The sequence below is a fragment of the Bradyrhizobium diversitatis genome, from assembly GCF_016031635.1.
GTDB lineage: Bacteria > Pseudomonadota > Alphaproteobacteria > Rhizobiales > Xanthobacteraceae > Bradyrhizobium > Bradyrhizobium diversitatis.
Genome location: NZ_JACEGD010000004.1, coordinates 231,891 through 256,692 on the forward strand (window position 1 = coordinate 231,891; position 24,802 = coordinate 256,692).

26 protein-coding genes are annotated in these 24,802 nt (G+C 65.6%); 6 read left to right on the forward strand and 20 right to left on the reverse strand.

The window, feature by feature from the left end:
- Positions 1-107: 107 nt before the first annotated feature.
- Positions 108-515: a GFA family protein gene (locus H1B27_RS05305; RefSeq protein ID WP_061878639.1), complete on the forward strand. Its 408-nt coding sequence runs from the start codon at positions 108-110 to the stop codon at positions 513-515.
- A 68-nt stretch (positions 516-583) separates the two neighbouring features.
- Here H1B27_RS05305 and H1B27_RS05310 read toward each other — a convergent pair whose 3' ends face one another.
- From H1B27_RS05310 to H1B27_RS05355, 10 genes are all read right to left on the reverse strand, one after another.
- Positions 584-1,147, reverse strand: a complete 564-nt coding sequence (locus H1B27_RS05310) for a Spy/CpxP family protein refolding chaperone (protein WP_245311941.1) — start codon at positions 1,145-1,147, stop codon at positions 584-586.
- A 121-nt stretch (positions 1,148-1,268) separates the two neighbouring features.
- Complete coding sequence (locus H1B27_RS05315) at positions 1,269-1,739, reverse strand: DUF411 domain-containing protein (protein ID WP_246515187.1); 471 nt, start codon at positions 1,737-1,739, stop codon at positions 1,269-1,271.
- Positions 1,740-1,797: 58 nt separating this feature from the next.
- Positions 1,798-2,409 (reverse strand): class I SAM-dependent methyltransferase, encoded by a 612-nt coding sequence (locus tag H1B27_RS05320; protein WP_061877996.1) that lies wholly within the window; start codon positions 2,407-2,409, stop codon positions 1,798-1,800.
- Between the two features lie 108 nt (positions 2,410-2,517).
- Complete coding sequence (locus H1B27_RS05325) at positions 2,518-5,709, reverse strand: efflux RND transporter permease subunit (RefSeq protein WP_197965262.1); 3,192 nt, start codon at positions 5,707-5,709, stop codon at positions 2,518-2,520.
- Positions 5,706-7,127 (reverse strand): efflux RND transporter periplasmic adaptor subunit, encoded by a 1,422-nt coding sequence (locus tag H1B27_RS05330; RefSeq protein ID WP_197965263.1) that lies wholly within the window; start codon positions 7,125-7,127, stop codon positions 5,706-5,708. The genes H1B27_RS05325 and H1B27_RS05330 overlap by 4 nt, the downstream gene beginning before the upstream one ends.
- Before the next feature lie 79 nt (positions 7,128-7,206).
- A complete protein-coding gene (locus tag H1B27_RS05335) occupies positions 7,207-7,599 on the reverse strand; it encodes a FixH family protein (protein ID WP_061877999.1) in 393 nt (130 codons plus the stop codon).
- A gap of 102 nt (positions 7,600-7,701) precedes the next feature.
- On the reverse strand, positions 7,702-8,067 hold the full coding sequence (locus H1B27_RS05340) for a hypothetical protein (RefSeq protein ID WP_061878000.1): 366 nt from the start codon (positions 8,065-8,067) through the stop codon (positions 7,702-7,704).
- A 131-nt stretch (positions 8,068-8,198) separates the two neighbouring features.
- On the reverse strand, positions 8,199-9,410 hold the full coding sequence (locus tag H1B27_RS05345; protein WP_197965264.1) for an MFS transporter: 1,212 nt from the start codon (positions 9,408-9,410) through the stop codon (positions 8,199-8,201).
- Positions 9,395-10,759 carry an NAD(P)-binding domain-containing protein gene (locus tag H1B27_RS05350; protein ID WP_197965265.1) on the reverse strand — a complete coding sequence of 455 codons (1,365 nt, stop codon included), beginning with the start codon at positions 10,757-10,759 and terminating at the stop codon, positions 9,395-9,397. The genes H1B27_RS05345 and H1B27_RS05350 overlap by 16 nt, the downstream gene beginning before the upstream one ends.
- A gap of 49 nt (positions 10,760-10,808) precedes the next feature.
- A complete protein-coding gene (locus H1B27_RS05355) occupies positions 10,809-11,126 on the reverse strand; it encodes an ArsR/SmtB family transcription factor (RefSeq protein ID WP_061878003.1) in 318 nt (105 codons plus the stop codon).
- Positions 11,127-11,250: 124 nt separating this feature from the next.
- Here H1B27_RS05355 and H1B27_RS05360 point away from each other — a divergent pair, with 124 nt between their 5' ends.
- From H1B27_RS05360 to arsC, 4 genes are all read left to right on the forward strand, one after another.
- The gene (locus H1B27_RS05360) at positions 11,251-11,613 is read left to right on the forward strand and encodes an ArsR/SmtB family transcription factor (protein ID WP_061878004.1); all 363 of its coding nucleotides are present in this window, start codon (positions 11,251-11,253) and stop codon (positions 11,611-11,613) included.
- The gene (locus H1B27_RS05365) at positions 11,606-12,133 is read left to right on the forward strand and encodes an arsenate reductase ArsC (protein ID WP_197965266.1); all 528 of its coding nucleotides are present in this window, start codon (positions 11,606-11,608) and stop codon (positions 12,131-12,133) included. Before H1B27_RS05360 ends, H1B27_RS05365 begins: the two co-directional genes overlap by 8 nt.
- 2 nt (positions 12,134-12,135) lie before the next feature.
- A complete protein-coding gene (gene arsB, locus H1B27_RS05370) occupies positions 12,136-13,191 on the forward strand; it encodes an ACR3 family arsenite efflux transporter (protein WP_061878006.1) in 1,056 nt (351 codons plus the stop codon).
- Between the two features lie 66 nt (positions 13,192-13,257).
- A complete protein-coding gene (gene arsC, locus H1B27_RS05375) occupies positions 13,258-13,659 on the forward strand; it encodes an arsenate reductase (glutaredoxin) (protein WP_197965267.1) in 402 nt (133 codons plus the stop codon).
- Between the two features lie 60 nt (positions 13,660-13,719).
- Here arsC and H1B27_RS05380 read toward each other — a convergent pair whose 3' ends face one another.
- The 6 genes from H1B27_RS05380 to H1B27_RS05405 all read right to left on the reverse strand — a co-directional run bounded on the left by H1B27_RS05380 (position 13,720) and on the right by H1B27_RS05405 (position 19,742).
- Positions 13,720-14,487 (reverse strand): hypothetical protein, encoded by a 768-nt coding sequence (locus H1B27_RS05380; protein ID WP_197965268.1) that lies wholly within the window; start codon positions 14,485-14,487, stop codon positions 13,720-13,722.
- A 2-nt stretch (positions 14,488-14,489) separates the two neighbouring features.
- Complete coding sequence (locus H1B27_RS05385; RefSeq protein ID WP_061878009.1) at positions 14,490-14,687, reverse strand: hypothetical protein; 198 nt, start codon at positions 14,685-14,687, stop codon at positions 14,490-14,492.
- Positions 14,684-15,127 (reverse strand): hypothetical protein, encoded by a 444-nt coding sequence (locus tag H1B27_RS05390; protein WP_061878010.1) that lies wholly within the window; start codon positions 15,125-15,127, stop codon positions 14,684-14,686. Before H1B27_RS05390 ends, H1B27_RS05385 begins: the two co-directional genes overlap by 4 nt.
- A 22-nt stretch (positions 15,128-15,149) precedes the next feature.
- Positions 15,150-18,428 (reverse strand): CHAT domain-containing protein, encoded by a 3,279-nt coding sequence (locus H1B27_RS05395; protein ID WP_246515189.1) that lies wholly within the window; start codon positions 18,426-18,428, stop codon positions 15,150-15,152.
- Between the two features lie 347 nt (positions 18,429-18,775).
- Positions 18,776-19,537, reverse strand: coding sequence for a hypothetical protein (locus tag H1B27_RS05400; protein WP_061878011.1), 762 nt, complete (start codon positions 19,535-19,537; stop codon positions 18,776-18,778).
- A gap of 16 nt (positions 19,538-19,553) precedes the next feature.
- Positions 19,554-19,742, reverse strand: coding sequence for a hypothetical protein (locus tag H1B27_RS05405; protein ID WP_061878012.1), 189 nt, complete (start codon positions 19,740-19,742; stop codon positions 19,554-19,556).
- A 255-nt stretch (positions 19,743-19,997) separates the two neighbouring features.
- Between H1B27_RS05405 and H1B27_RS05410 the strand changes: the two genes are divergently transcribed.
- Complete coding sequence (locus H1B27_RS05410; RefSeq protein ID WP_197965270.1) at positions 19,998-20,945, forward strand: DUF2336 domain-containing protein; 948 nt, start codon at positions 19,998-20,000, stop codon at positions 20,943-20,945.
- Between the two features lie 238 nt (positions 20,946-21,183).
- Here H1B27_RS05410 and H1B27_RS05415 read toward each other — a convergent pair whose 3' ends face one another.
- The 4 genes from H1B27_RS05415 to H1B27_RS05430 all read right to left on the reverse strand — a co-directional run bounded on the left by H1B27_RS05415 (position 21,184) and on the right by H1B27_RS05430 (position 24,543).
- A complete protein-coding gene (locus H1B27_RS05415; RefSeq protein WP_197965271.1) occupies positions 21,184-21,528 on the reverse strand; it encodes a DUF1491 family protein in 345 nt (114 codons plus the stop codon).
- Between the two features lie 53 nt (positions 21,529-21,581).
- Positions 21,582-21,794, reverse strand: coding sequence for a hypothetical protein (locus tag H1B27_RS05420; protein ID WP_061878015.1), 213 nt, complete (start codon positions 21,792-21,794; stop codon positions 21,582-21,584).
- Between the two features lie 156 nt (positions 21,795-21,950).
- Positions 21,951-22,652 (reverse strand): peptidoglycan-binding domain-containing protein, encoded by a 702-nt coding sequence (locus tag H1B27_RS05425; RefSeq protein ID WP_061878016.1) that lies wholly within the window; start codon positions 22,650-22,652, stop codon positions 21,951-21,953.
- A complete protein-coding gene (locus H1B27_RS05430) occupies positions 22,645-24,543 on the reverse strand; it encodes a PAS domain-containing sensor histidine kinase (protein ID WP_197965272.1) in 1,899 nt (632 codons plus the stop codon). Before H1B27_RS05430 ends, H1B27_RS05425 begins: the two co-directional genes overlap by 8 nt.
- Between the last annotated feature and the right edge of the window lie 259 nt (positions 24,544-24,802).

Sequence of the window (24,802 nt, forward strand, 5' to 3'; positions counted from 1 at the left end):
GCAGCTGTCACGCGACAGTAGGACGCAACCACAGATCGATTGCGGCGTTGAAGCGGCTCGTCGCGAGAGATATCGATCGGCACAACCATCTTCGATCGGAGGAACGCATGAGCACCATCACCGGCGGCTGTCACTGCGGCGCAATCCGTTATGAGGTCGAGGGCGAGGCGATCGTGCATGCGTTGTGCCACTGCCGCGATTGCCGACTTCACGCCGGCGCGCCGGTCGTCGGCTGGACGATGTACGCGGACGATGCCGTCAAGGTGACCAAGGGCGAGCCGAAGGTGTACCACTCCTCGGAACATGGCCGGCGGCACTTCTGCGGCGACTGCGGCACCGGCCTGTTCTATTTCAATGCTAACATAATGCCCGGAATCATCGACATCCAGAGCGCGACCTATGACGATCCCGAGGTCGTGCCGGCAACGATGCAGATCCAGGTCGCCGAGCGTCTTCGCTGGATGGAGCATGCGCACGAACTGCCGGCGTTCGACCGCTATCCTCCACAGCCGTAGCGGCGGAAGATGACACCGGCTGTTTTGGCGTCATCCAGGGATCGGCAACGCTCGGCCCGTGCGCCAGCTCATTGATGGTGACGATGGCGCTGCGACGCGCCGCCGGACGTGTACCCGCGCAGCTCGGCGTATCTTGCCAATTGCGCCTGATCGAGAACCGCCGCGGTGCGCAGGTGATATTTGAGATGAGCTTGCCGCAGCTCTCCCTGCGTCTTCGCGATCGCCGCGGTGGCGGATCCCAGACTCTCGTCGGTGATCGTGCGGCTGGCGAACTGCCGATCCAGATCCGCCTCGCTCTCGATTAATCTGCTGCCGATGGGAGTGGTCTCGGCCCTCATCTCGGAGAACATCGCCTCGACCTTGCTCCGCTGCTCCGGGTTCAATCCCAATTGGTCCGCGAGTTCGAGCACGTGGGAGGGCCCGGGATAACCATTGAGCTCGGCCGCGAGTGCGAGCCCCATGCCGCGCCCCGCCCGCAGATCGCCGATCTGCTGGTCCGAAAGCGCCTTGATGTGGCGGGACTGCATGCCGGCGTACGGCGTCTGCGCCCAAGCGGCAGAGGGCGCGAACAACGCGATGATCAAAACGACGATCCTCATGACTTTCCACCCATGTTGCAGGACGTCAACCAATCATGACTCGGCGATGGCGTAAATGGCAACATCGCCGGTGATCTACGCGGGACCTTCGGCAGGTTGCGATCTGAGCTTCCATGACGGCGGCGGCTGGGAGCGCTCCCTGATCATGAAGCTCTCAACCGATCACCTGGGAGCCGATAAAGCGCATGAATGGCCTTTGACCATCGGCGCCGAACAGCACGACCGTGTAAGGCTCCGGCTTGCCGCCTTCCATCCCGGGCGATCCGACCGGCATGCCCGGCACAGCGAGCCCTTTCGCAATGGGGCGCTCCGAGAGGAGGCGCCGCACGGCTGCGGCCGGCACATGTCCCTCGATGAGATAGCCTGCGACTTCCGCCGTGTGACACGCGGCCAGGTCCGAGGGGATGCCGAGACGATTCCGAACCGCGTCGAGATCGGCAGTCTCCTCCACCTGGACGACAAATCCTGCGTCCCGGAGATGCTGCACCCAGCCCGCGCAACAGCCGCAGCTCGGATCCCTATGCACCGTGACGGTCGTTTCTCCGGCCGGCGCCGCAACGGCAGGCCTGGCAAGGACTGCCGCCGCTGCCGCCGCCATCAGCCCTGCAAGCGACCGACGGGTCATCACATGTCCGCGTTCCCTCATCTTCGGATTCCTTTCCTCATCGCTGAATCTCAAGGCATCAACGGGGGCTCGCCTGGCCCTCGTACATGAACGTCATGGGCTTCAGCCCGTTCATATAGCCGGTGCGCATCTCGTCGATGCGAAAGCCGTTCCGGGTCAAGACGTCAGCGATGTCCCGGTTGAGATGGCAACCGCCCGAGATGCGCATCCATGCGGGCGTCAGGCGATCCTGCCACCAGCGCACGCGCGGTTCGGGTGCGCGGCCATGCTCGACGAAGACCAGCTTCCCTCCCGGTTTCAGCACACGCCGCGCCTCCGTCATCGCGCGATCGACGTCCGGAATGCTGCACATGGTCCAGGTCGTCAGGACCGTGTCGATGCTGCGGTCCTCGATCGGCATAGCCTCGGCCGAAGCTTCAACGAGATCGACCGGAGTGTCCGGATGTGGCGCGCATCGCGCCATTTCGAGAAGCCTTGGAGCGGGCTCGAGCGCCACAAGCTGCGTCACCGTAGCTCCGTAGAACGGCAGGTTGCGGCCGGACCCGACGCCGATCTCGAGGACCCGACCCTGGGCCGCGCGGGCCGCACGCTGCCGGTAGGGCGCAAGTTCCTTGTTCCGCATCGCAAGGTCGCAAAGCCGTGGCAGAATGACGTCGTTATAGAAGCCCATGCGCGCATCTCCTGGCATCGCCGTCCCCAATATTAGCGCGGTGACGACCAATGCGGCGATCAATTCCATCGCCCCGCCATTTCTGACAGCCGTTCAACATGACTGACCTCATTCGGCAGACTGCAGCACCCGCAATCTCGGACCGATCGGCTCTGACATTTCGGTCGGTTGTCCCTTGTCCTCGGACTCGGGCGGCAGTTGGAAGCCCTTGACCAGCCCGAAGATCGCCGGGATCACGATCAGCGTCAGCAGCGTCGACGACGTCATCCCGCCGATCATCGGCACCGCGATGCGCTGCATGATCTCCGACCCGGTGCCGGTGCTCCACATGATCGGCAACAGGCCCGCCATGATGGCGACCACCGTCATCATCTTGGGACGGACGCGCTCGACGGCGCCCTCCATGATGGCCTCGTGGAGATCGCGCCGGGTGAAGGCCCTGCCCTCGGCGCTGCGCTTCGCCTTCAGCTCGGCCAGCGCGTGCTCGAGGTAGATCAGCATCACGACGCCGGTCTCGGCGGCGACACCGGCGAGCGCAATGAAGCCGACCGCGACGGCGACCGACAGGTTGAAGCCGAGCCACCACATCATCCAGATGCCGCCGACCAGCGCGAAGGGCAGCGACAGCATCACGATGAGCGTCTCGGTCATGGCCCCGAAGTTCAGGTACAGCAGCAGGAAGATGATCGTGAGTGTCACCGGAACGACGATCTTCAGGCGGGCGGCGGCGCGCTGGAGATATTCGTACTGACCGCTCCAGACCACGTAGTATCCGGGCGGAAACTGGATGCTGTCCGACACCGCGCGTTGCGCATCGGCGACGTAGCTGCCGATGTCGCGATCGCGGATGTCGACGTAGACGTAGGTCGCAAGCTGGCCGTTCTCGGTCCGGATCGAGGTCGGCCCCCGCGCCGGCTCGACCTTCGCGACCTCGCCGAGCGGCACCGCGCCGCCCGCCGGCATCGGCACCAGGATGTCGCTGGCGATGGCCTTCGGATTGTCGCGCAGATCGCGCGGATAGCGCATGTTCACCGTGAACCGCTGCCGCCCCTCCACCGTCGTCGTCACCGTCTGGCCGCCGAGCGCGGCCGCGATGGTGTCCTGGACGTCCTGGATCAGGATGCCATAGCGGGCCAGCGCCTCGCGATCCGGGACGATCTCGAGATAGTAGCCGCCGATACCGCGCTCGGCGTAAGCCGAGGACGTGCCCGGGACGGCCTTGATCACCCGCTCGACCTGCTTCGCCAGCCGGTCGATCTCGACGAGGTCGGTGCCCATCACCTTGACCCCGACAGGCGTGCGGATGCCGGTGGACAGCATGTCGATACGCGCCTTGATCGGCATGGTCCAGGCGTTGGAGACGCCCGGAAACTGCAGCGCCTTGTCCATCTCCGCGACCAGGCCGTCGACGGTGACGCCGGGGCGCCACTGCTCCTTCGGCTTCAGGTTGACCACCGTCTCGAACATCTCGGTCGGCGCCGGATCGGTCGCGGTCGCCGCCCGTCCCGCCTTGCCGTAGACCGATTCGACCTCCGGGAACGACTTGATGATGCGGTCCTGGGTCTGCATCAGCTCGGCCGCCTTGGTCACGGAGATGCCGGGTAGCGTCGTCGGCATGTAGAGCAGCGTGCCCTCGTTCAGCGTCGGCATGAACTCGGTGCCGAGCTGCCGCGCCGGCCAGATCGTGACGGCGAGCACGACCAGCGAGGCCAGGATCACTAGCGTCTTGGCACGCAGCACGCCCTTGATGACCGGGCGGTAGATCCAGATCAGGAAGCGGTTGATGACGTTCCTGTGCTCCGGCACGATCCTGCCGCGGACGAAGATCACCATCAGCGCCGGCACCAGGGTGACGGACAGCAGGGCCGCAGCAGCCATCGCGAAGGTTTTCGTGAACGCCAACGGACTGAACAGCCGCCCTTCCTGCGATTCCAGCGTGAAGATCGGCATGAACGACACGGTGATGATCAGCAGGCTGAAGAACAGCGCAGGGCCGACCTCGGAGGCCGCGTCGATCAGGATCTGGACGCGCGACTGATCGGGCTTGGCGCGTTCGAGGTGCTTGTGGGCGTTCTCGATCATGACGATCGCGGCATCCACCATGGCACCGATCGCAATCGCGATGCCCCCCAGGCTCATGATGTTCGATCCCAGTCCCAGCAACTTCATGGCGCCGAATGCCATCAGCACGCCGACCGGCAGCATCAGGATCGCGACCAGCGCGCTGCGGACATGGAGCAGGAACACGATGCAGACGAGCGCGACCACGATGCTCTCCTCGAACAGCGTGTGCTTGAGCGTATCGATGGCCGCATAGATCAGGCCCGAGCGATCGTAGACCGGGACGATCTCGACCGATTTCGGCAGGCTGCTCGCGATCTCCTCGAATCGCTTCTTGACGTTCTCGATCACGTCGAGGGCGTTGACGCCGAAACGCTGCAATACGATGCCGCTTGCGACCTCGCCTTCGCCGTTCAGCTCGGCGATGCCGCGCCGCTCGTCCGGCCCGAGCTCGACTTTGGCGACGTCCCGGAGCAGCACCGGCGTGCCATTGCTCCTCTTCAGGACGATGTTGCCGAGATCGTTGACGCTCTTGACGTAGCCCTTGCCGCGAATGACGTATTCGAACTCCGACAGCTCGACCGTGCGTCCGCCGACGTCGGCGTTGCTGGCGCGGATCGCCTCCCGGATCTTCTGCATGCTGATGCCGCGATCGCGCATCCGCTGCGGATCGAGCACAACGTTGTATTGCTTGACGAAGCCGCCGATGCTGGCGACCTCGGCGACGCCTTCCGCCTTGGCGAGGGCGAATTTCAGGTTCCAGTCCTGGATGGTGCGCGTGTCGGCGAGGTTCAATTCCTTCGATATCACGGCGTATTGGTAGACCCAGCCGACGCCCGTCGCATCGGGCCCGATGGTCGGGCTGACGCCGGCGGGAAGCCTGGACGACGCGCCGTTCAGGAACTCCATGACGCGCGAGCGCGCCCAATAGATGTCGGTGCCGTCCTCGAAGATCACGTAGACGAACGACACGCCGAAGAAGGAGAAGCCGCGCACCACCTTCGATTTCGGCACGGTCAGCATCGCCGTCGTCAAGGGATAAGTGACCTGGTCTTCGATCACCTGCGGCGCCTGGCCGGGATACTCGGTGTAGACGATGACCTGCGTGTCGGAGAGGTCGGGGATCGCGTCCAGCGGCAAATGAAGCAGCGCGTAGAAGCCGGCGGCGGCTGCAAAGCCGGTGCCGAACAGCACCAGCAGCAGGTTGCGCGCCGACCAGGCGATGATGCGGGTGATCATTTGTGCTCTCCCGTCGCATGGCCCGCGTCGGAGGCCTGAGGAGCAGCCTCGGCGAAGCCCTTGAGCGCGGACTTCAGATTGCTCTCCGCATCGATCAGGAAGTTGGCGGATGTGACCACGGCCTCGCCGTCGGCAAGGCCGTCCCGCACCTCGATGTAGCCGCCGCCGCGCCGCCCGAGCTTCACCTCGCGCGGCTCGAAACGCCCGTCCCCCTTGTCGACGAGAACGGCCTGGCGCGTGCCGGTGTCGAGCACCGAGCTATCCTGGATCGCCAGGACCGGCGCGCCATCTGCCGTGTCGATGTCGGCATCGACATACATGTCCGGCAGCAGCGCCGCGTCGGGATTGGCGAGCTCGACCCGGACGCGGACCGTCCGGGTTTCGCGGTTCACCTGCGGATAGATCACGGCGATCCTGCCGGTGAAGGCTCGGCCGGGAAAGCTGCGCGCGCGCACCGTAACGGACTGCCCCACCGCGATGTTGCCGAGATCGCGCTCGGCAACGTCGACCAGCGCCCACACCAGCGAGATGTCCGCGATCCGGAACAGCACGTCGCCGGGATTGGCGCGCATGCCTTCGATCGCGTTGCGCTCAAGCACGATTCCGTCGCGCGGCGCCGCCCAGTGGATGGTGACGGGCGCGACGCGCGTCTTCTCCATCTCGGCGATGACCTGCTCGGGGACGTCGAGATTGACCAGCCGTTGCCGCGAGCCGCGGCCGTACACCTCGACACCGCCCACTGTCTTCGAGGTGATCGTCGCAAGATATTCCGCCGCCGCGGACGCGACCGCCGAACTATAGATCTCCATCAGCGGCTGGCCGGCCTTCACGCGGGTGCCGGTGGTGACGTCCGCGATCTTCTGCACGAAGCTCTCGGCGCGCATCGCGATCACCGAGACGCGGCGCTCGTCCAGCTGGATCGTGCCGGGCGCCTTCACCAGCACCCGGATCGACCGCCGCTCAGCCGGCTCGGACTTCACGCCGGTGCGCTGGATTTTTCCGGGCGACAGCTTCACCGTCCCATCATCGAAGTCGTCGCCCTCGTAGACGGGAATGTAGTTCATCCCCATCGGATCCTTCTTCGGCACGGGCGAGGTGTCGGGCAGCCCCATGGGATTGCGGTAGTAGAGGATTTTTCGCGACGCGGCCGCCTGCGATGGCTTCGGCTCTGCAGGGGCTGCCTGATCGTCATCGTAGACCGGCAGATAGTCCCGCCCGCGGTCATCCTTCCTTGGACCGGCCGACCAGAGCGGCGCGCCGCCCGGATCGCGGAAATAAAGCGGCGTTCGGGCGCCGCCTTCCGTGGCCGAGACGACCGCGGCATGGACGGACGAGCGTCCGTCGGTCATGAGCCAGGAGCCGCCCAGGGCCAGGCTGCCAGTGAGCGCGAGTGCGGTGAGAAGACGGAGCGTGTTCATCGCCAGATTCTGCGCGCCTCGGGTGCGCGTCCATGTGAATGGGAGAGAGAAGTTCGGGCGCCATCCGGCGCCCGAAGGCTCACTTCGTCGCCTTGACGATGACCTTGCCGGTGACCGTGTCAGGCTCGCCCTGCACCTTCGCCGAGAGCGTGACCTGATAGCGGCCGGCCATCGGCAGGTCCGTCTTGAAGGCGTAGACGCCCGGCTCCTTGGACGGCAACAGCGCCACGGCCGACTCCATCTCGGCCATGCCGTCCGGCGCCATGTCGACGCGCGTCTTGAAGATGACGGCATCCGCAACCGGCTTGCCGGTCTGCTTGTTGGTCAAGCGAACGGCGAGCGTGACGTCGTCGCCCTTCTTCATCTCGGGATTGACCGGCTCGAACGCGTAATCGCCGGCACCCGCCATCGCGGCCGTTGCGGCGAGCGAAAGGGTGGCGGCAACAGCCGCGGTGCTGAATTTGGAAAGCATTGTCCTGTCCTCATGAATTGATCTTCCGCCGTGACGCATGAAGCGCGCACGTCAGTCATCGTCGCGCGCAGGCGTGCCGCACGCGTCGTTGGCTTGGCGAGATCAGATTCGAGGAGGCCGGAAGGGAGGGCTGCCGCCGAGGAAAGAGACGACCTGGTCGGCGGGAATGGCGGTTTTCCCCGCCCCTACGGCGAGGAATTCGAAAGCCAGGGGACGGACGTCTGCGAGCGCGGTGGCGTTCCCGACACAGCAGAAGCCCATCCCGCACTTGTAGCCGGCGGTGTCGGAGCCCGTTCCCTTCATGTCGGGACAACAATCGTCCATCGACATATCGCCGTCGCCGCTCATGACCATGGCCGCGTGCATGTCGCCCGACGCCACGGCGAGGCCAGAAGCGGACGCGCCAGCCGGCAGCATCGCCAGGGATAGGGCGATGGCGAATGCCAGGATGGTACGGACGATCCGCATCAGGATGTGCTTAACCTTTTGGATACTTCTTGGAACCGCGGCTTGCTTCTAGCATAATCCGCCGCCGAAAGCATTCTTTGATCCGGGTCAAGCATTCGTGAGTGAAGCTCCGATGCATGCCATCGCGCAAGCTATGTATGCTCTCCCCCCGTCGCCTGGGCGTTCTGATCCGCACGAAGCAGCAGAAGCGCGACGAAAGCGGAGACCGAGGCCAGCGCGCTGATCCAGAGTGCGCTGCTGCCGAAATGCTCCACCATCAGTCCGAGCGCAAGCGGCGCGAAGGCGCCTGTTGCCCTCGACGGCAGCGAGATCATGCCGACCCGCCTGCCGAATCCCGCCGGCCCGAACAACGCCAGTGGCAGCGTACCACGGGCAATGGTGATGATGCCGTTGCCCGCGCCATACAGCACCGTGAAGGCCGGCGCGAGCCAAGGGCCGCCCGCGACCAGTGCAAGCACGCCGATCGGATTCATGAGCATGGCAAGCCTTGCCGACAGCAGCGGATGAAACCGGCTGAGCCATCCTGCCTCCAGAAGGCGGGCGCCGACTTGCGCAGGTCCGACCAATGCTCCTGCGAACAAGGCCTGTGCCGGCGTGGCGCCGAACGCAACCAGCATGGTCGGCAGGATGGCCGAGACTCCGGAGCTGACGAAGCTTGCCGCCGCAAAAATATACGCCAGCAGCATCATCGCGAAGCTTTCGCTCTGGCGGCCGGAGTGTTGGCTCGCGCCCGTGCCCGGTCGGGAATCCTGGTTCAATGGAGCGGCACGGGGCAGCGAAAGGTTGAGCGGCAAGGCAAGGCCGATATGGATCACCGCCCATACCTGGCAGGCCGCGCGCCAGCCGTACTCCGAAGCGAGCCACGTCGTGAGAGGCCAGCCGAGGGTAGAGGCGAAACCGGCGATCAGCGTGATGCCGGTGATCGTTGCTCGCGCATTGGCGCCGTAGATCCGCGCAAGCGTCGCGAACGCCGCTTCATAGAGGCCCATGCCCATGCCGATCCCGAGCAGGATCCAGGCCGCGATCAGCAGCGCCACGCCATGGGACACGGAGAGCAGGAGCAAGCCTGCCGCGAAGACGAGGTTCGAGACGGCAAGCAGGCTGCGCCCTCCGAACGTATCGATAGCATGACCGACTCTCGGGCCGAGCAGGCCGGAGATGACCAGCGCTCCCGACAGCGCGCCGAACAGGTAAGTCGGCGCGAGACCGAGATCGTGCGCAATCGGCGCAGCCAGGATCGCAGGAAGATAGTAACTCGACGCCCAGGCAATGGTCTGGGCGCTGCCGAGCGCGACGACGACAGCGAACGGGCTCGCAGCGCCTCGGCTCATGAGCAACCGCATCCCGCGCTGCCTGCCTTCATCGCGGATTCATCGGCCGCACAGCAGGCTGAGGGTTCGGCCTTGGCCGGACCGCCGCAGCATCCCGCTGCGCCGGCCGACTCGACGCCGCCACGTGTGCAGACGCCGGTCTCGGGCAGCACGAGCTCGATCCGTGCCGCAGCCTCCTTGTCGCCGGCGATATCGGCGACGATCGAACGGACCTGCTCGTATCCGGTGGTCATCAGGAAGGTCGGCGCCCGGCCGTAGGATTTCATGCCGGCCAGATAGAAGCCGGGCTCGTCATGCGCCAGTTCGCGAGCGCCGTGAGGCCGCACCGTTCCGCAGCTGTGCTCGTTGGGATCGATCAGCGGCGCAAGTGCGACGGGCGCCTCGATCGCCGGGTCGAGCCGAAGCCGCAGCTCGGACAGGAACGAGAGATCGGGACGGAAGCCGGTCGACACCACCAGCTCATCCGCAACCACGCTGCGCGCACCGCAGCAGGCACCCGCCGAAATCCTGAGACGTCCTTCGACCTCCGAAAGATGGGTGACACCGAAATCGGTCTCGACCTTGATCTTTCCGTCAGCCACGAGCGCTGCGAAGGTGGATCCCAGCTCGCCGCGCGCGGCAAGCTTGTCGTTGCTGCCGCCGCCGAAGGCCTTTGCGGGATCGTTGCCGCGCAACAGCCAGACGGGCTGCGTGCCGGGCACCTCCTCGGCGAGCCGCGCGAGTTCGATCAGCGTGCCCAGCGCGGAATGGCCGGCACCGAGCACGGCCACGGTCTTGCCGGCATATTTGTCGCGCGCAGCACCTCGCACATCCGGCATGCCATAGGCGATGCGACCGGCGTGCTCGTGTTCGCCGATCGCGGGCAGACCGTTGCTGCCGGCGGGATTGGGCGAGAACCACGTGCCTGACACGTCGATGACGGCATCGGCGCGCAGCACCTCGGGACCCTTGCCGTTCTGATAGCGGAGTTCGAACGGCGCCTGCTCGCGGCCCCTGGTCTTCGCCTTGTCGAAGCCGACGCGGCTGATCGCCGTGACGCGGCTCGACGTCCAGATCGTCTCGCGCAGCTTCGTTCGCGTTGCGAGCGGCGCGAGGTAGCGCTCGATCAGCTCGCCGCCGGTCGGATAGGATTGCTGGTCCGGCGAATTCCAGCCCGTCGGCGCGAGCAGGCGCGCCGACGCCTTGTCGACATTGTATTCCCACGGCGAGAAGAGCTGGACGTGCCGCCACTGCCGCACCGCATGCCCGGCCTCGGGTCCGGCTTCGAGCACGACGGGCGACATGTCGCGTTCGAGCACATGCGCGGCGGCGGCGAGACCGACCGGCCCCGCCCCGATGATGGCCACCGTTTTCTTGCTCATGTCGTTTTCTCCTGTATTTCTAGAATTATGGAATAAATCGTCAAATGAATCAGGCTGCCGTCTGAGCATCCTTGCATCCGGCTTCGTCCGCGCAGCACTCCGCGACCAGATAGTCGACCAGGCCCCGCATGGCGTCGAAGTTGGCGTGGCAGATCAGGGTCGTCGATTCCCTGACCTGACTGACCAGTCCGACCGCGACCAGGGTCTTGATGTGGTGCGACAGCGTTGACGCCGGGATCTTCAGCTTGTCCTGCAAGCGGCCAACCGGCATGCCCGCGTGCCCGGCCCGGACCAATGCGCGGTAGATCTGAAGCCGGGTCCGATTGCCCAGGGCCTCCAAACGCGCTGCTGCGTCATCGATCTTCATGAGGCCAGGATGCACCCGTGCCACATCATCTGTCAAACGCTATTTCTAGAATATTCGAAATATTACTCACGAGGTCGCGGATTTCAGGTTGACGCCACCCAAATAATTCCATAAATCTGGATATATGGAAACAGAAGAAGCCGTCCTGGCGCTCGCCGCGCTGTCTCAACCGACCCGTCTGGAGGCGTTCCGGGCGCTGGTCAGACACGAGCCTGACGGTCTTGCGGCCGGCGATCTCGCACGCCTGCTGGAAGTCCCCCAGAACACGCTCTCGGCGCATCTGTCGATTCTGAGCCGCGCGCGCCTCGTGATGTCCGAGCGGCACAGCCGTTCGATCGTCTACCGCGCCAACCTCGGTGAATTTCGCGACGTCGCCGTCTTCCTGCTGCGCGATTGCTGCGGCGGACGGCCGGAAGTTTGCGAACCCGTCGTCGAGACTTTGCAATCGTGCTGCGCTCCCAAGCGAAGGAAGAAGGTCCATGCCTGACCGCGTCTACAATGTGCTGTTCCTCTGTACGGGCAATTCGGCCCGTTCCGTGCTCGCGGAATCGATCCTTCGCAAGGACGGTGCCGGCCGCTTTCGCTCCTTCTCCGCTGGGAGCACGCCGAAAGGCGCCGTGCATCCGCTGGCGCTGCGCACGCTGCAGAGCATGGACTACCCGGCCGACGGGATGCGCTCGAAGAGCTGGCTCGAGTTCGCCGCGCCCGATGCGCCGGTGATGGATTTCGTATTCACCGTCTGTGACAACGCCGCCGGAGAAGCATGTCCCGTCTGGCCGGGTCAACCGACGACTGCGCATTGGGGCATCGAAGATCCTGCGGCCGTCGAAGGCACCGAGATTGAAAAACTTGCGGCCTTCTCGACGGCCTTCCGCTACTTGAAGAACCGCATTGGCGCGTTCGTGAACCTGCCCCTCAGCGGCATCGACCGGCTTTCGCTCGGAACCAAGCTGCGGGAAATCGGCCGCTCCGAGGGGGCAACCTCCGGCAAGAGCGACGTCGCGTGACCATGAGCATCTTCGAACGATACCTCACCTTGTGGGTCGCGCTTTGCATCGTGGTCGGCGTCGCATTGGGGCACGTCATGCCCGGCTTCTTCGGCGCGGTTGCAGCCGCCGAGGTCGCCAAGGTCAACCTGCCGGTCGCGATACTGATCTGGCTCATGATCGTGCCGATGTTGTTGAAGATCGACTTCGGCTCACTGGGCCAGGTCCGGGAGCATTGGCGCGGCGTCGGCGTCACCCTCTTCATCAATTGGGCCGTGAAGCCGTTCTCGATGGCGCTGCTGGGCTCCTTCTTCATCGGTCACGTCTTCGCACCGTGGCTGCCGTCCGACCAGATCCCGTCCTACATCGCCGGCTTGATCCTGCTTGCGGCTGCCCCCTGCACTGCGATGGTGTTCGTGTGGTCCAATTTGTGCGAAGGGGAGCCCCACTACACTCTGAGCCAGGTCGCACTCAACGACGTGATCATGGTTTTCCTGTTCGCGCCGCTCGTGGGGTTGCTGCTCGGAGTGGCCTCGATCAGCGTCCCCTGGGACACGCTGCTTCTGTCGGTTCTGCTTTACATCGTTGTTCCCGTGATTGTCGCTCAGCTGTGGCGCAAGATGCTGCTGCGAGGCGGCGACGCCAGCTTCAACCGCGTCATGCGGATGCTGCAGCCTCTCTCGCTTGTCGCGCTCCTCGCGACATTGGTGCTGCTCTTCGGCTTCCAGGGAGAGCAGATCGTCAGGCAGCCCGGCGTCATCGCGATCCTTGCCGTCCCGATCCTCGTGCAAGTCTATCTCAATGCGGGCCTGGCCTATTGGCTGAGCCGGCGGTTCGGCGTGGCCTGGTGCGTCGCGGCTCCGGCTGCCCTCATCGGCGCGAGCAACTTCTTCGAGCTGGCCGTCGCCGCCGCAATCAGCCTGTTCGGCCTGGACTCCGGCGCAGCGCTGGCGACCGTGGTCGGCGTCCTCGTAGAGGTCCCGGTGATGCTGTCCGTCGTCCGTATCGTCAAGGCCACGCGGGGCTGGTACGAAGCGGGGACTGGTAAAGTCCCGACGGCTGCCGAGGCCCGCCAATGAACTCATCATTTGCCGGCGGCGGTGCGGCAGCGATGATGCCGGACTGCCAGTCACGGAGACAATTCGATGAGCGTCACGATCTATCACAACCCTGCCTGCGGCACCTCGCGCAACACGCTGGCGATGATCCGGCAGAGCGGCACTGAGCCCGTCGTCATCGAATATCTCAAGACGCCGCCCTCGCGGGAGAAGCTCGAGGAATTGATCGCAACGATGGGCATTCCGGTCCGCGCGCTGCTGCGCGAGAAGGGAACACCGTACAAGGAACTCGGCCTGGACGATCCCAAATGGACCGACGACCAGCTCCTCGATTTCATGATCGCCCATCCCATCCTGATCAACCGTCCGATCGTGGTGACGCCAAGGGGCACGCGCCTGTGCCGGCCGTCGGAGGCCGTGATGGATATCCTGGACAATCCGGTTGGCCGCTTCGTGAAGGAAGACGGCGAGGTGGTCGAGGCGCGATAGGCTCGCATCTTTTCCCTGGGCCACACCGGCCCGGACCAAGCGTCCGCGTTGAACGCGGAGCTATCCGAGCAAGAAGCCCTTCAACCCCGCATAGATCGATCCGACGCCGGTCGCGGCGACGCCGGCCAGCGGCCCCGCGGTCTGCATGAGGTCCTGGATCAGGCGGGCGCGGCGGCGCAGTTGCTCCTCGCCGACGTGTTGCCCGAGTAGGCGCGCTGCACGGAAGGCGAACGCATTCGGTTTGCCGCCCTGTGTCAGCACACGCGGCAGGATCTGGAAGATCATGACGCTGAGAATGTTTCCGGAGACGAAAGCGAGCAGTATGCTGGCGCCATATTCGAAGACCTCCCGCCACTCGATCCAGATCGTCGGCAGGATCGGGACATCATCGTGCAGGCCGGTGACCGTCAGCATCGCCAGGATGCTGACGCCTGCGGCCAGGAACGCCAGCACGAATGCCGTCAGGGCGGAGACCCGGTGCAGCGGATAGGCCACGAATCCGAACAGGAGCGGGATGACGATCGATGCAATCCGAAGTGGGATCGGCGACACGTTGAAGGTGATGGTCACGAGCACATGCGCGATCACCAGCAGCAGGGACGGAATGAGGACGTAGAGCACCGCATGCGTTCCATAATAACGCAGCGGGTTGTTGTAGCGTTCGAGGCGGACATTGACGCGATCGAGATCGCGCCTGAGCTTGTCCAGCTCGGCGACGATCTCGTCAATCTCGAGCAGCGTCGGCCGTACGACGCGTAAGTCTCGCGAACAATGCTTGCACGCGATGGCTTCGTCCTTGATCGTCTCGGAGCAGAACGGACACTCCATCGCTAGCGCGACTTTCTCCGCTTCATGATGGCTTCGACCTCGTCCCTGGCCCGCCGCAGTTCATCGCGCAGCTCCTCGCGCTTGCGCAGGAGATCGTCGCGCTCCGCGAGCAGCGTGGCGGGGACGGCGATGTCGCGCCCGCACGAGGCGCAAACCAGCGCGCCCTCTGCACTCTCGGACCGGCAGTAAGGACACGTCACTTGGGTGCGACCTTCAGGGTGAATACAGTCGTGCCAGGCCGGCCATCACTGTCCTTGATATCGACGCGCACCGTGTATTCGCCGGGCGGCAGCTCCGCATCCTGCATGTTGATGCCGTCGGGCGCCACGAACGGCTTGACCCTAGGGGTCAGGTCGACGTTCGGCGACCGGAGGAAGATCACCTTGACCGACTCCGGATCGATCCTTGCCCCGCCATAGGATTGAAATTTCAGCACCAGCCGGAGAGGTGAGCTCGCGGAGCCGCCCGGCGAGACGAACTCGACCTTGGGACCGCGCAGGATGCCGCGCTGATCGACGGCAACCGCTCCCTTCGGCGGCGGCAATTTCGCTTCCTCCTCCGTGATCAACAGCGTGGCGCGCGACGGTGTCGAGAACGACAAACCTGCAGCCACGAGGCTCAACAAGACTTTCCGCTTCATTTCCCTGCCCCCTTCCCGTTCGTCAACGCAAGCCGCCATCGCCGATGATGGTGTAGGGCGCCCAGAATAGCGGATGCGCATAGGCAAACTCGGTCTTGCCTTCGCTGTTGAGGTAGCCCGGACCATCGACGAGGGCCATCGCCGCCTGCCGCAGCGCTTCACTGCGCGACAGCTTGGGATCGTCGGCCTGACGCTTGAACAGGTCGGTCACCAATTGCCGCGCCGACTGTGAATGGACCGACCAGTTCGTCACCAGCAGCGCCCGCGTTCCGGCGTAGAAGAATGCGCGCCCAAGCCCCGATGCCGCCTCCGCTCCTGCTCCGGCACCAGCGCCGGTGTTGCAGGCCGACAGGATGACCCAGTCCGCATCCAGCTTGAGGCCCAGGATCTCCTCCATGGTCAGGAGGCCGTCGCCGCCCTCACCCGTCACCGCCGGCGACGACAAAGCGAGCGCCGGCTGCGTCAGCCCGTTCAGCTCGCCCGGGACCAGTCCATGGGTCGCAAAGGCCAGGATCCTGAAGCCAGACAGATTCATCGTCTTCACCGCGCTCTCGGTCGCGCTCTTGCCGAGAAACAGCACCTTGGAGGGGTCCGCCTGCAAGGCGAGCGCGATCGATTTCAACTCGTCGGCGGTATCGGGCAGACGGGGCAGGAGGCCGAGCTCGGCGCTGTCGACGCCTTCCAGCTTGGGACTGTTGCGCCGCTTCAGCGGGCCGCCGCGGGTGATGTTGCCGCCGGCGTCGGCGACCTGAATCTTCTCGCCTCCGCCTTCCGCCTCGACCTGCTGCTCGCTGTTGAAATAGGGATCGCCAAAGGCCACGAGGTCGCCGCGGCCGGGCTTGCCCGGCGGCAATTGCCGCAGCGTGCGCAGCGCCGCCGCCGAAGGCACCGTCGACACGGCATGGGTTCGCGCCAGCCACGGCACATTGCGATAACCGATGAAGAGCGGGTCCTCGTCGGCAGACACTTCCGCCGGCGCCGTCGGCAACAGGGACAGCGGCAACAATCCCAGCGCGCCGTTGGTCACGACGATCACGTTCCTGGCCGGCTTCCAGCCGCTCTCGACCGGCTTGAGCAGCAGTTCGTAGAGCTCGTGGCCGAGTTTGAGGTCGAAGGGCGGAATGTCGGAGATCATCGCAGCTTGCGGCTCGAGCGCTTCGCGCAGCTTGCGGATCTTCGTCTCGATGTCGCCGATCCTGGCCTGGACGGCGGCGAACGCCACCGGCCCGGACTTCGGCACGGCCCAGACGAAACTGCCGTTCTGGCCGAAATAGAACGACAGCATGGCCTCATCGTCGGCCAGCGTGGCGCGGATCTCGGCGACGCTCGGCGGCCTGGGCGAAACGAGATCGGCGTAAATCGGAAACTTCTGCTTGATCTCCTGGCGCGCCTTGTCGCGCTGCCCGCGCAAGGCGCCAATCGAAGCCTGGATTTGCGCAACGCCCTTCTCGTCCCGTTCCGCCGCGGGAAGCGCGAGCACGTTGTTGAGCGTGCCGAGCTGGGCATTGACCTGCTTGGTGAGGTCCTGCTCCTTGCGCACGAGCTCGGCAAGCGCAGGGTCCTTTGCCGCCGCACGCGCACTCGAAGCCGCCAGCGCCTGCTGCACCGAACGGCCGCGGACAGCATCAGCGAGGCCGAACGTCTCTTCGCCGACCTCCTTACCGGTTCCTACGGCCCTGGCAAGCAGCAGCAGATAGCTCTCCACGATGGTCTGCAGCCGCTGGCTGCGCGCGGCCACCACCGTCGTGTTCTCATCGTCGGCGTTTTCTCCGGCGCTCGCCACCATGACCGGGATGGCAGCCTTGAACTCCCGGATGGCTTCCGCATCGCGGCGTGCGCGCATCAGTCCAACCGCCAGCGTGCCGCGCGCCGAGGCGGAGTCGAAATGATTCTCGCCGACCCGGGCGACCTGCTTCTTCACCAGCTGCTCGGCCGCGGCGATGCCTGCGTCCAACTGACCGGAGCCGTAAAGCGAGAGGATCCGGGACGGATTGAGTTCGAACACCTGACGGCGCTGCGGATCCCAGCCGGCCACGGCCTTGTCGATCCTCGCAAACATCTCGTTCGCTTCGGCGTTCTGGCGCCGAAGCGTCAGAATGCCGGCGAGCTGCGACAGCAATTGTACCGTCGTCTGCGAGTCCTCCGGCACACCCACGCTTTTGTTGATCTCGAGCGCCACACGACCGAGCTTCTCGGCCTCCTCGTAACGGCCCTGATCGACCAGAATGCCCGCCAGCCCCATCACGAAACGCGGCGTGACGGGATTGTACTTGCCGGTGTCCTTCAGGCGCGAGAGCAGCGCGCGACGCGCGTCCGTCTCGGCCTCGGCGAGCCGGCCCTGCTTCGCCTTCATCCGCGCCTGGTTCAACACGGTGCCGTCGATCGCCTGCTGCAGGAGTGTTTCCGCCGGCGCGTTGTCCGACTCCATGATCGCCTTCGTGCTTGCGCGCTTGCGCACCTCCGCATTGCGATACGCGGTCTCGGCGTCGGCAAACTGTCCGCGCGCCTCGAAAATCAGGGCGCGAGCCAGCTCCAGCTCGCCCTCCCAGCTCTGGCCGAACCTGGAATAGGCCGATCGCCAATTGGGATGGCCACTGGTCCGGGCCTCCTGGATCGCGGTCTGGCTGCGACGCAGATAGGCTTCAGCCTGTGCGACGTCGCCCATCTGGATGAGAACGGCCGCGACCCCGCGGTTGGTGTTGAACTGCCATCCCTTGGCGCCCGGCATACTGGCCGCTTCGCGCAGAAGCCTCTGCATGATCTCGAGCGCGCGCTTCGGGTCCCCCGCCAGAGCGTGCTGCAGCGACTGAAGTTGCAACATCCGCGCCAGCAAATTCGGACTGACGGCGCCGCGCCCGACTTCCACGGCCTTGTCGGCGTCGGACATCGCCTCGGCGAGCCGGCCGAGCTGCGCGCGCGCGTTGGCGCGATCGAAATAGAGCTCCGCGAGATCCTGACGGGATTCCTTGCCGGTCGGTGCGGCTTCGGCGTCCGACTTCAATTTCGCGATCGTCTTCTCGTCGGGCTTGTCGCCGTCGAGGATCGCCGTGATGTCGGCGATGCTGCGGGGCGGCGCGACGAAATCCTTCGGCAGCGCGGTGCCTGCCTCGAGCTTGGGTGCCATTTCCTTGGGAAGTTCGACTGCGACATTGGCGCGGCCATTGGCGGCATTCAGTGCCGCCATCACGCAGGCCCTGACCTGGGGCGAGGCCTTGGCGCGGCAAGCTTCGAGATTGGCACCGCCGGCCGGCCCTCCACCTGCGCGCATGCAGGCCTGCACGATCGGCCTGCCGACCGTCATCCGGCAATTCTCGAGCGCCGCTTCCTTGGTCAGCGCAGTTGCAGAGCCGGTTGACCCTAGCAGAAGGGCAAGGGTCAGCAGTTGGCGTGGGGTAAGGTCCAGACGGCTCTTAAATGGACCAATGGCGTCCAAGCGCATCTCGAACAACCTTTGAAAAAATAACTTGATGAAACGGGACCATCCTATCCGGACCGTACGGAAGGACAAGGGCAATCAAGGCGGTTCCCGGATGCCTTAACAGGCCAGGCGGCTGCGGCCGGCATGAGGTGGCGGCGGCTTCAGGCTTGCTTCGCTGACTTGGCCGCAAGGGCGAGATGGCTGCGCTCGGCCGGCAGCGGGTTGTATGGTCAGCCCTTCGAGACGACCGCCCGGCCGTAGGGCGGCTGTGCCGCGACCGGGGGATTGGCGGTCTGGGCGGCGAGCTCGCCGATCAGGCGGTCGGCATCGGCGGCCATGCCGTCGGGGGCCTGGATCACCAGGCGTTCCAGCGCCCAGCGGTAGGACGAGATGCGCTGCTCCAGGCACTGCTGCACCCACTGGACGATCAGCGAGTTCTCCTGCATGCGCGCGACCGCATCGTCCCTCTCCCTTGGCGAGAGCGCGGAGACGCGCGCCATGCTGGCATCGCGCTTCCTGTCGAGATCGATGACGCGGATCGCGCTGGCGAAGAACGGCTCGAACCGCGTGATGTCGTTGCGGACGTCCTCGATCAGTTGCGCATAGCGCGAGGAATGCGAGCGGTGCGGTTCGTCGATCAGCGTGCGTCCGTACATGGTGCGGTCGAACACGACCTTCTGCCGCCAGGGCGAGGGCAGCGCCTTGTAGTCACCGAACACGCTCTTCCAGGCCGGCCGCGACAGCGGCGGCTCGATCATCGGATAGGCGAGATCGCGAAGCTGGCGCTCTTCGTCGGTGAGCTGGAATTGCGAGGGCTGCAGGCCGACGCTGGAGGTGACCTCCGCGCCCAGCCAGCGGTGCATGTCGTCGCTGCGCATGTCGGCGCGGGTGCGGCCGAAATCGCCGCCGCTGCAGGCGCACAGCCCCGCGCCAAGCAGCGTGAGCAGGACGGCCGAGAGGACGGGCCGGATCTGGCGGACGGATTCCGGCATTGCGTGAAGCCGGATGTCAGCGGCGGCGACGACGGCGCCCCGGCGCTGCGCCCTGCTCCGGCCCGCGATCGCCGCTGGTTTCGTCCGCCTCACGCTCGATCCGGATCACGGGAAGGATCACGACCGTTCCCATGTCCGCGCGCGGAGCGACATCCCCCGGCGAGCCCACCCGGCGACCGGCCGGAAATTCGATGATGGTCCCCATGTCAGCTCTCTCAATTGCCGTGCGACCGAACGCGCCTCTGCAACGTGGCGATCATTAAGATCAGTTCATGGTTAACGGGATGTAAACGCGCGCCCTTGGACCGTAACCGCACGGGCGCGCCGCGCCGTCCCGTTGCGGTACGACAATGCCCTGAATTGCAGGGCCGGCTTCACGCCTCATTTTCCTTAACGAGGCTTTAAAAGAACCTGCGCTAGGCTCGCTCGCAAGTATCTCTTCCGAGTTGCGTACGCCTCCATGACCAAGTCGCTGTTTCCCGGATTCGACGGGCTGATGAACCTGTCCCGTCGCGAAGGTGTCGACGTCCGTCCGACGCTGCTGCGCGTGCTGACCGACCTGTATGTCCAGACCGGCACCCACAGCGAGGACGAGCAGCGGCAGTTCGTCGAGCTCGCCACGCGGCTGATCGACCAGGTCGACGATGCAACGCGCGCGGCCGTCAAGGCGCGGCTCGCGGTCTATCCGCACACGCCCGTCCCGGTCCTGCAGAAGCTCGGGCTGGTCGCGGCACAGGAAGGCCGCAGGGTTCCATTACCTCCCTCTCCGGCGCGCGGGCCGGCCGAGCCCGAGCAGCGCATCACCGCCGACATGGCGATGCAGCCGAAGGAGGCGGCCGAGATCCACGACATGTTCTTCCGCGCCGGCGCCTCCGAGCGCGCGCTGATCCTGCACAATCTGGCACAGACCCCGCTGAAGGCCGCCCCCCGCATCCCGACCGTGCGCGCCAAGCGCGCGATCCAGATCCTGGAAATGGCGGCGATCGCGGGCGACGTCGAGAATTTCACCTTCGAGCTCGGCGACAGCTTGATCCTGCCCTCGCGCGTCGCAGCCCAGATCGCCGACGATACCAGCGGCGAGGCGCTCGCGGTCGCCGCGCGCGCACTCGACATGCCGAGCCCCGTCTTCCAGCGCATCCTCTTGTTCTTCAAGCCGGAGATCGGGACGTCGGTGAACGCCGTGTACCGGCTGTCGCGGCTCTACGACCGCCTCGCCGAGCGCTCGGCGCTGGTGATGCTGGCGGCCTGGCGCGGCTCGACGCTCGCCGTCACGCGCGCAAAGTACCAGGCAGCACTGCATGACGGCGAACGCCAGCGCGCGCGTGCGGGCGCGAGCCAGACGCGGCCGGGCGCGCAGCCCGGCTCCAGCCACACGGTGCGGAAGGGCACCGGTTCGTCGGATCGCTGATAGCTCGCGCTCAGGCGCTGACCGTATGTGTGAGGCGCATGACGTCTCCCCAGCTCGTCATTGGCAATGCAGCAAGCGACACGTTTCCCCTTGTGCCCCGGACGCAGCGCAGCGCCCTCTTCGGCGGTGCGCTGCAGAGCCGGGGCCCATTTCGCCGCGTCGATTCATGCTGCTTTCTAGGTCCCGGCTCTGCACGGCAACGCTGACGCGTTGCCGCTTGTCCGGGACACGGCAGTAGTTACACCTTCGCCAGTTCCAGAAAATGCCGTCCGGCACGGTCCTCGGTCTCGACGATCCAGGCGTCGGAATCGAAGCGGATCTCCTTGGTCAGCCGCTCCTCGATCGTGTGCTCCGGCAGAGGCTGCGGTGAGACGGGCACGAAGAAGCGATCGATGGGCCGGCCGTCGTCATAGACGGTCTGCGGCGCCGGCGCGTACAGCATCGCATTGCCGTCGAGCAGCGACACCTTGACGAACACCGCGCCCGCCTCCTCGGCGCCGCGGCGTCGCACGGCGCCGAACACGCCCTCGGTCTGGCAGCGGCGCAAGTAAGCCGCCACCCAAATGTTGGATTTCAAACGCATGAATTCGACGATAGGCGAGTGCGAGGTCTCACGCCAGCCTCACTTCGTCCGTCTCACGCCTTGCGCGTGCTCTCCTGGCCGCCGCGGATCTGGGTCGCGACGAAATATGACAGCGGCATCGCCAGCGCGAATCCAACGGCCACGGCGTAGGGAATGTTCTTGATGGCATCCGCCGCAAGGCTCGGCACCATCAGCACCACGATCAGACTGATTCCAGCCAACGTGGTTCCCAACATGATCCAGACCAGAATCGAAACCTTGAACATGACGACCTCTCTCTTCCCTGATGAGGATGAGCGATCATGTTCCCCAAATCCGCCGGCCGTCATTGATCCCCAGCAAATCCCGCGCCCGCGGACGCCGAGCTGATGTGCGGACGCGCACTATGCGGAATTGATCGGCGTCAATGACAGGCGGTACGACTACTCGACGGGATGGCCGATCGCAGCGCCGAGCTCGCGCAGCAGCCGATCGGACACCTGCCCGGTGACGGGCATCTTGTGCTCGCGCTCGAACTTCTGGATCGCGGACTGGGTCTCGCCGCCCATCGTGCCCGTGATCTTCAGATTGCCGTAGCCATATTCGGACAGCGCGCGCTGCACGCCGGCGATACGCCGCGCGGCCGGGCTTTGCGCCGGAATCGGCGCCGGCGGACGCAGGGCCGCGGGCGGCGCCGAGGTGGTCGCCTTGACCAGGTTCGTCATCGGATCGCTCGCGCGCGTCGAAGCGGTCGCCTCGACCGGCTTTTCGGGCGCCTTCTCGACGGCACGCTCGGCAGGTTTGGGCTCGACGCGGAACTCCGTCGCGCGCGGCTCGAGCGGCGAGCTATCGGCGCCGACGGGCCGCGGGCGCGGCATCGGGTTCGCCAGCGGCACGGACGACGGCGCGGGAAGATTGATCACCGTGCCGAACATCGGCGCGGGATGCCGGCCGGTCTGGAGGAACAGCGCGTTGGCAACGATCGCACTGATCGCGGCGGCGGCGACGAGGCCGGCCAGCGTATCCTTGGGGCTGTGCAGCAGCACGCGCAGCACGAGGTTGCGCTCGGTCTCGACATCGACGACCGCGGCCTTGGCGCCACGACGGCGCGGAGCGGCTTCGTCCTTTGCAGACTTCCTAGGCACTTTTCTTCACCAGAGCGGGTTGGTCCTGAGACTGGTCGTGAGTTTGGTCGTGAAGGTCCTGACCTTGAAGGTCCTGGCGCAGCACCGGCGTCAGCGTCGCGATCTTGCCCTCGCTCGCCTTGTCATGGGCCGGCCTGATTTGCGGCGGCGTGTAGACGAGCGGCAGCTTGACGGTGACGGCGGTGCCCTCTCCCAACCTGCTTTGTACCGTCAATTCGCCGAGATGCAACGCCACGAGACTCTTGACGATCGAAAGTCCAAGACCGGTGCCCTCGTGACGGCGCTGATAGGTCCTGCCGGCCTGGAAGAACGGCGCGCCGATGCGCTTGAGGTCGTCGGGCGCGATGCCGACGCCGGTGTCGCTGACGCGCAGCGTCAGCTGCGAACCCGACACCGCGGCTGATACGCAGACCTGGCCGCCGCGCTCGGTGAACTTGATCGCATTGGCGACGAGGTTGAGCACGATCTGCTTGAATGCCCTGGGATCGCCGGTCATGACGGGCAGGTCCTGCGGCGCGTCGGTGATCAGGTCGATGCCGTTCTCCCGCGCCTTCAGCGCCAGCAGATTGCAGCAATGGAGCAGCGAGGCGCGCGGTGCGAACGGCTCGGACGCAATCTCGAAATTGCCCGATTCCATCTTCGACATGTCCAGGATGCCGTTGACGACCGACAGCAGATGCTGGCCGGAATCGTTGATGAGCTGGGCGTATTCCTTGCGCTGGGCCGCCCCCAGCATCAGGCTCTGCTCCTGCGCGATCATCTCGGAGAAGCCGATGATGGCGTTGAGCGGCGTGCGCAGCTCATGGCTCATGGTGGCGAGGAAGCGCGTCTTGGCGGCATCGGCCGTCTCGGCGGCGCTGCGCGCCTGATCCAGCGCCTGCTCGAAAAGCTTGCGGTCGGTGACGTCGCGCATCACCGCGACGACTTCGGCTTCGCGGGTTGTGTCACGATCGGTATCCTGGCGGCCGAGATCCAGGTCGAGCGGGCGGCAGCGCATCTCGACCCAGATGAAATCGACCTCACCGCGCTCGGAACCAACGGGCTCCCGCCGCAAGCGGAACTCGACGCTTGCGACGTCGCCGCGCGCCGCATCCGACAGAGCGGTGAGATAGGCCGGCCGATCGGCGACATGGACGCGGTCGAACAGGCCGTGGCCGAGCAGTTGCGCCACTTGCACGCCGAGCATGGCCTCCACCGCCGGCGAGATGAACTGCACGGCCCCATTGCGCTGATGCCGCGAAATCACGTCGCTCATGTTGCGCGCGAGCAGGCGGTAACGCTCCTCCTCGCGCGACAAGAGCGCGACACTGGTGCGCGCGAGCGATTCCGCGCCGAAGGCGAGCCCTGCGGCATAGAGGGTCGCAGACGCGATGCCGAAGGCCATCAGCACGCCGCGCTCCGCCGCGCTCGGCTCCTCCACCGGCAGCCAACCGAGCTGGCTGATCAGGATCAGCATTCCGGCGCAGGACAGCGCGAGCAGCGAGGCAAAAGCCGCGACGCGGCGCGAGGCCGACAGCGCGGCTTCGAGTGGAACCACGATCAGCCAGACCGCGGCGAATGATTGGATCCCGCCCGTCGTGACCGCGACCGCCATGATCAGGCCGGCGAGCGCCAGCGACGACAGCACATGCGCGCCTTCGTAGCGCCCGGTGCGCGACAGGAACCAGGCCAGCATGATGGGCGCGATCAGCCAGGCAAAGGCCGCGACCTCGACCGCGCTCGGCGCACCGCGCATGGCGAGATAAACCGGGAATGCGGCAAAGGCGGCCAGGCTGCCGAGCAGCCGCGGCGCCATGAAGGCACGATGGCGCGCTCGCATCAGCGCATCGTAGCGCGCGGAGGGATGCAGCAGCGCATCGAGACAATCGCGGATGATACTCAAAACTGTCACGGGTCTCGCGCTTCGGCTCAATCGTCTCTTGGAAGACGCGCCGGAACGCCTCCTTGTCGTTGAGCCACCGTGTCAGAGCGACCTTAAACGAGTGCTAAGGCGACGCCGCGTGCGGCCGGACACCGCGCGATCGCGAAGCTTTTTAGACGATTTGGCGACGTCTTCGGTCGGGATGGTGAACACAGGGTTTCACCTTCCTGCGCATGGTTTCGAATTGGTGGATGCGGGGCGGCCGGCGGGATCACGAGCGCGGGCGTCA

What these genes read in the sequence shown, in the direction of transcription:
- H1B27_RS05305 (WP_061878639.1), top strand. Translation starts at nt 108, where the DNA reads ATGAGCACCATCACCGGCGGCTGTCACTGCGGCGCAATCCGTTATGAG.
- H1B27_RS05315 (WP_246515187.1), bottom strand. Translation starts at nt 1,739, where the DNA reads ATGACCCGTCGGTCGCTTGCAGGGCTGATGGCGGCGGCAGCGGCGGCA.
- H1B27_RS05320 (WP_061877996.1), bottom strand. Translation starts at nt 2,409, where the DNA reads ATGGGCTTCTATAACGACGTCATTCTGCCACGGCTTTGCGACCTTGCG.
- H1B27_RS05325 (WP_197965262.1), bottom strand. Translation starts at nt 5,709, where the DNA reads ATGATCACCCGCATCATCGCCTGGTCGGCGCGCAACCTGCTGCTGGTG.
- H1B27_RS05330 (WP_197965263.1), bottom strand. Translation starts at nt 7,127, where the DNA reads ATGAACACGCTCCGTCTTCTCACCGCACTCGCGCTCACTGGCAGCCTG.
- H1B27_RS05335 (WP_061877999.1), bottom strand. Translation starts at nt 7,599, where the DNA reads ATGCTTTCCAAATTCAGCACCGCGGCTGTTGCCGCCACCCTTTCGCTC.
- H1B27_RS05340 (WP_061878000.1), bottom strand. Translation starts at nt 8,067, where the DNA reads ATGCGGATCGTCCGTACCATCCTGGCATTCGCCATCGCCCTATCCCTG.
- H1B27_RS05345 (WP_197965264.1), bottom strand. Translation starts at nt 9,410, where the DNA reads ATGCGGTTGCTCATGAGCCGAGGCGCTGCGAGCCCGTTCGCTGTCGTC.
- H1B27_RS05350 (WP_197965265.1), bottom strand. Translation starts at nt 10,759, where the DNA reads ATGAGCAAGAAAACGGTGGCCATCATCGGGGCGGGGCCGGTCGGTCTC.
- H1B27_RS05355 (WP_061878003.1), bottom strand. Translation starts at nt 11,126, where the DNA reads ATGAAGATCGATGACGCAGCAGCGCGTTTGGAGGCCCTGGGCAATCGG.
- H1B27_RS05360 (WP_061878004.1), top strand. Translation starts at nt 11,251, where the DNA reads ATGGAAACAGAAGAAGCCGTCCTGGCGCTCGCCGCGCTGTCTCAACCG.
- H1B27_RS05365 (WP_197965266.1), top strand. Translation starts at nt 11,606, where the DNA reads ATGCCTGACCGCGTCTACAATGTGCTGTTCCTCTGTACGGGCAATTCG.
- arsB (WP_061878006.1), top strand. Translation starts at nt 12,136, where the DNA reads ATGAGCATCTTCGAACGATACCTCACCTTGTGGGTCGCGCTTTGCATC.
- arsC (WP_197965267.1), top strand. Translation starts at nt 13,258, where the DNA reads ATGAGCGTCACGATCTATCACAACCCTGCCTGCGGCACCTCGCGCAAC.
- H1B27_RS05380 (WP_197965268.1), bottom strand. Translation starts at nt 14,487, where the DNA reads ATGGAGTGTCCGTTCTGCTCCGAGACGATCAAGGACGAAGCCATCGCG.
- H1B27_RS05390 (WP_061878010.1), bottom strand. Translation starts at nt 15,127, where the DNA reads ATGAAGCGGAAAGTCTTGTTGAGCCTCGTGGCTGCAGGTTTGTCGTTC.
- H1B27_RS05395 (WP_246515189.1), bottom strand. Translation starts at nt 18,428, where the DNA reads ATGACGGTCGGCAGGCCGATCGTGCAGGCCTGCATGCGCGCAGGTGGA.
- H1B27_RS05400 (WP_061878011.1), bottom strand. Translation starts at nt 19,537, where the DNA reads ATGCCGGAATCCGTCCGCCAGATCCGGCCCGTCCTCTCGGCCGTCCTG.
- H1B27_RS05405 (WP_061878012.1), bottom strand. Translation starts at nt 19,742, where the DNA reads ATGGGGACCATCATCGAATTTCCGGCCGGTCGCCGGGTGGGCTCGCCG.
- H1B27_RS05410 (WP_197965270.1), top strand. Translation starts at nt 19,998, where the DNA reads ATGACCAAGTCGCTGTTTCCCGGATTCGACGGGCTGATGAACCTGTCC.
- H1B27_RS05415 (WP_197965271.1), bottom strand. Translation starts at nt 21,528, where the DNA reads ATGCGTTTGAAATCCAACATTTGGGTGGCGGCTTACTTGCGCCGCTGC.
- H1B27_RS05420 (WP_061878015.1), bottom strand. Translation starts at nt 21,794, where the DNA reads ATGTTCAAGGTTTCGATTCTGGTCTGGATCATGTTGGGAACCACGTTG.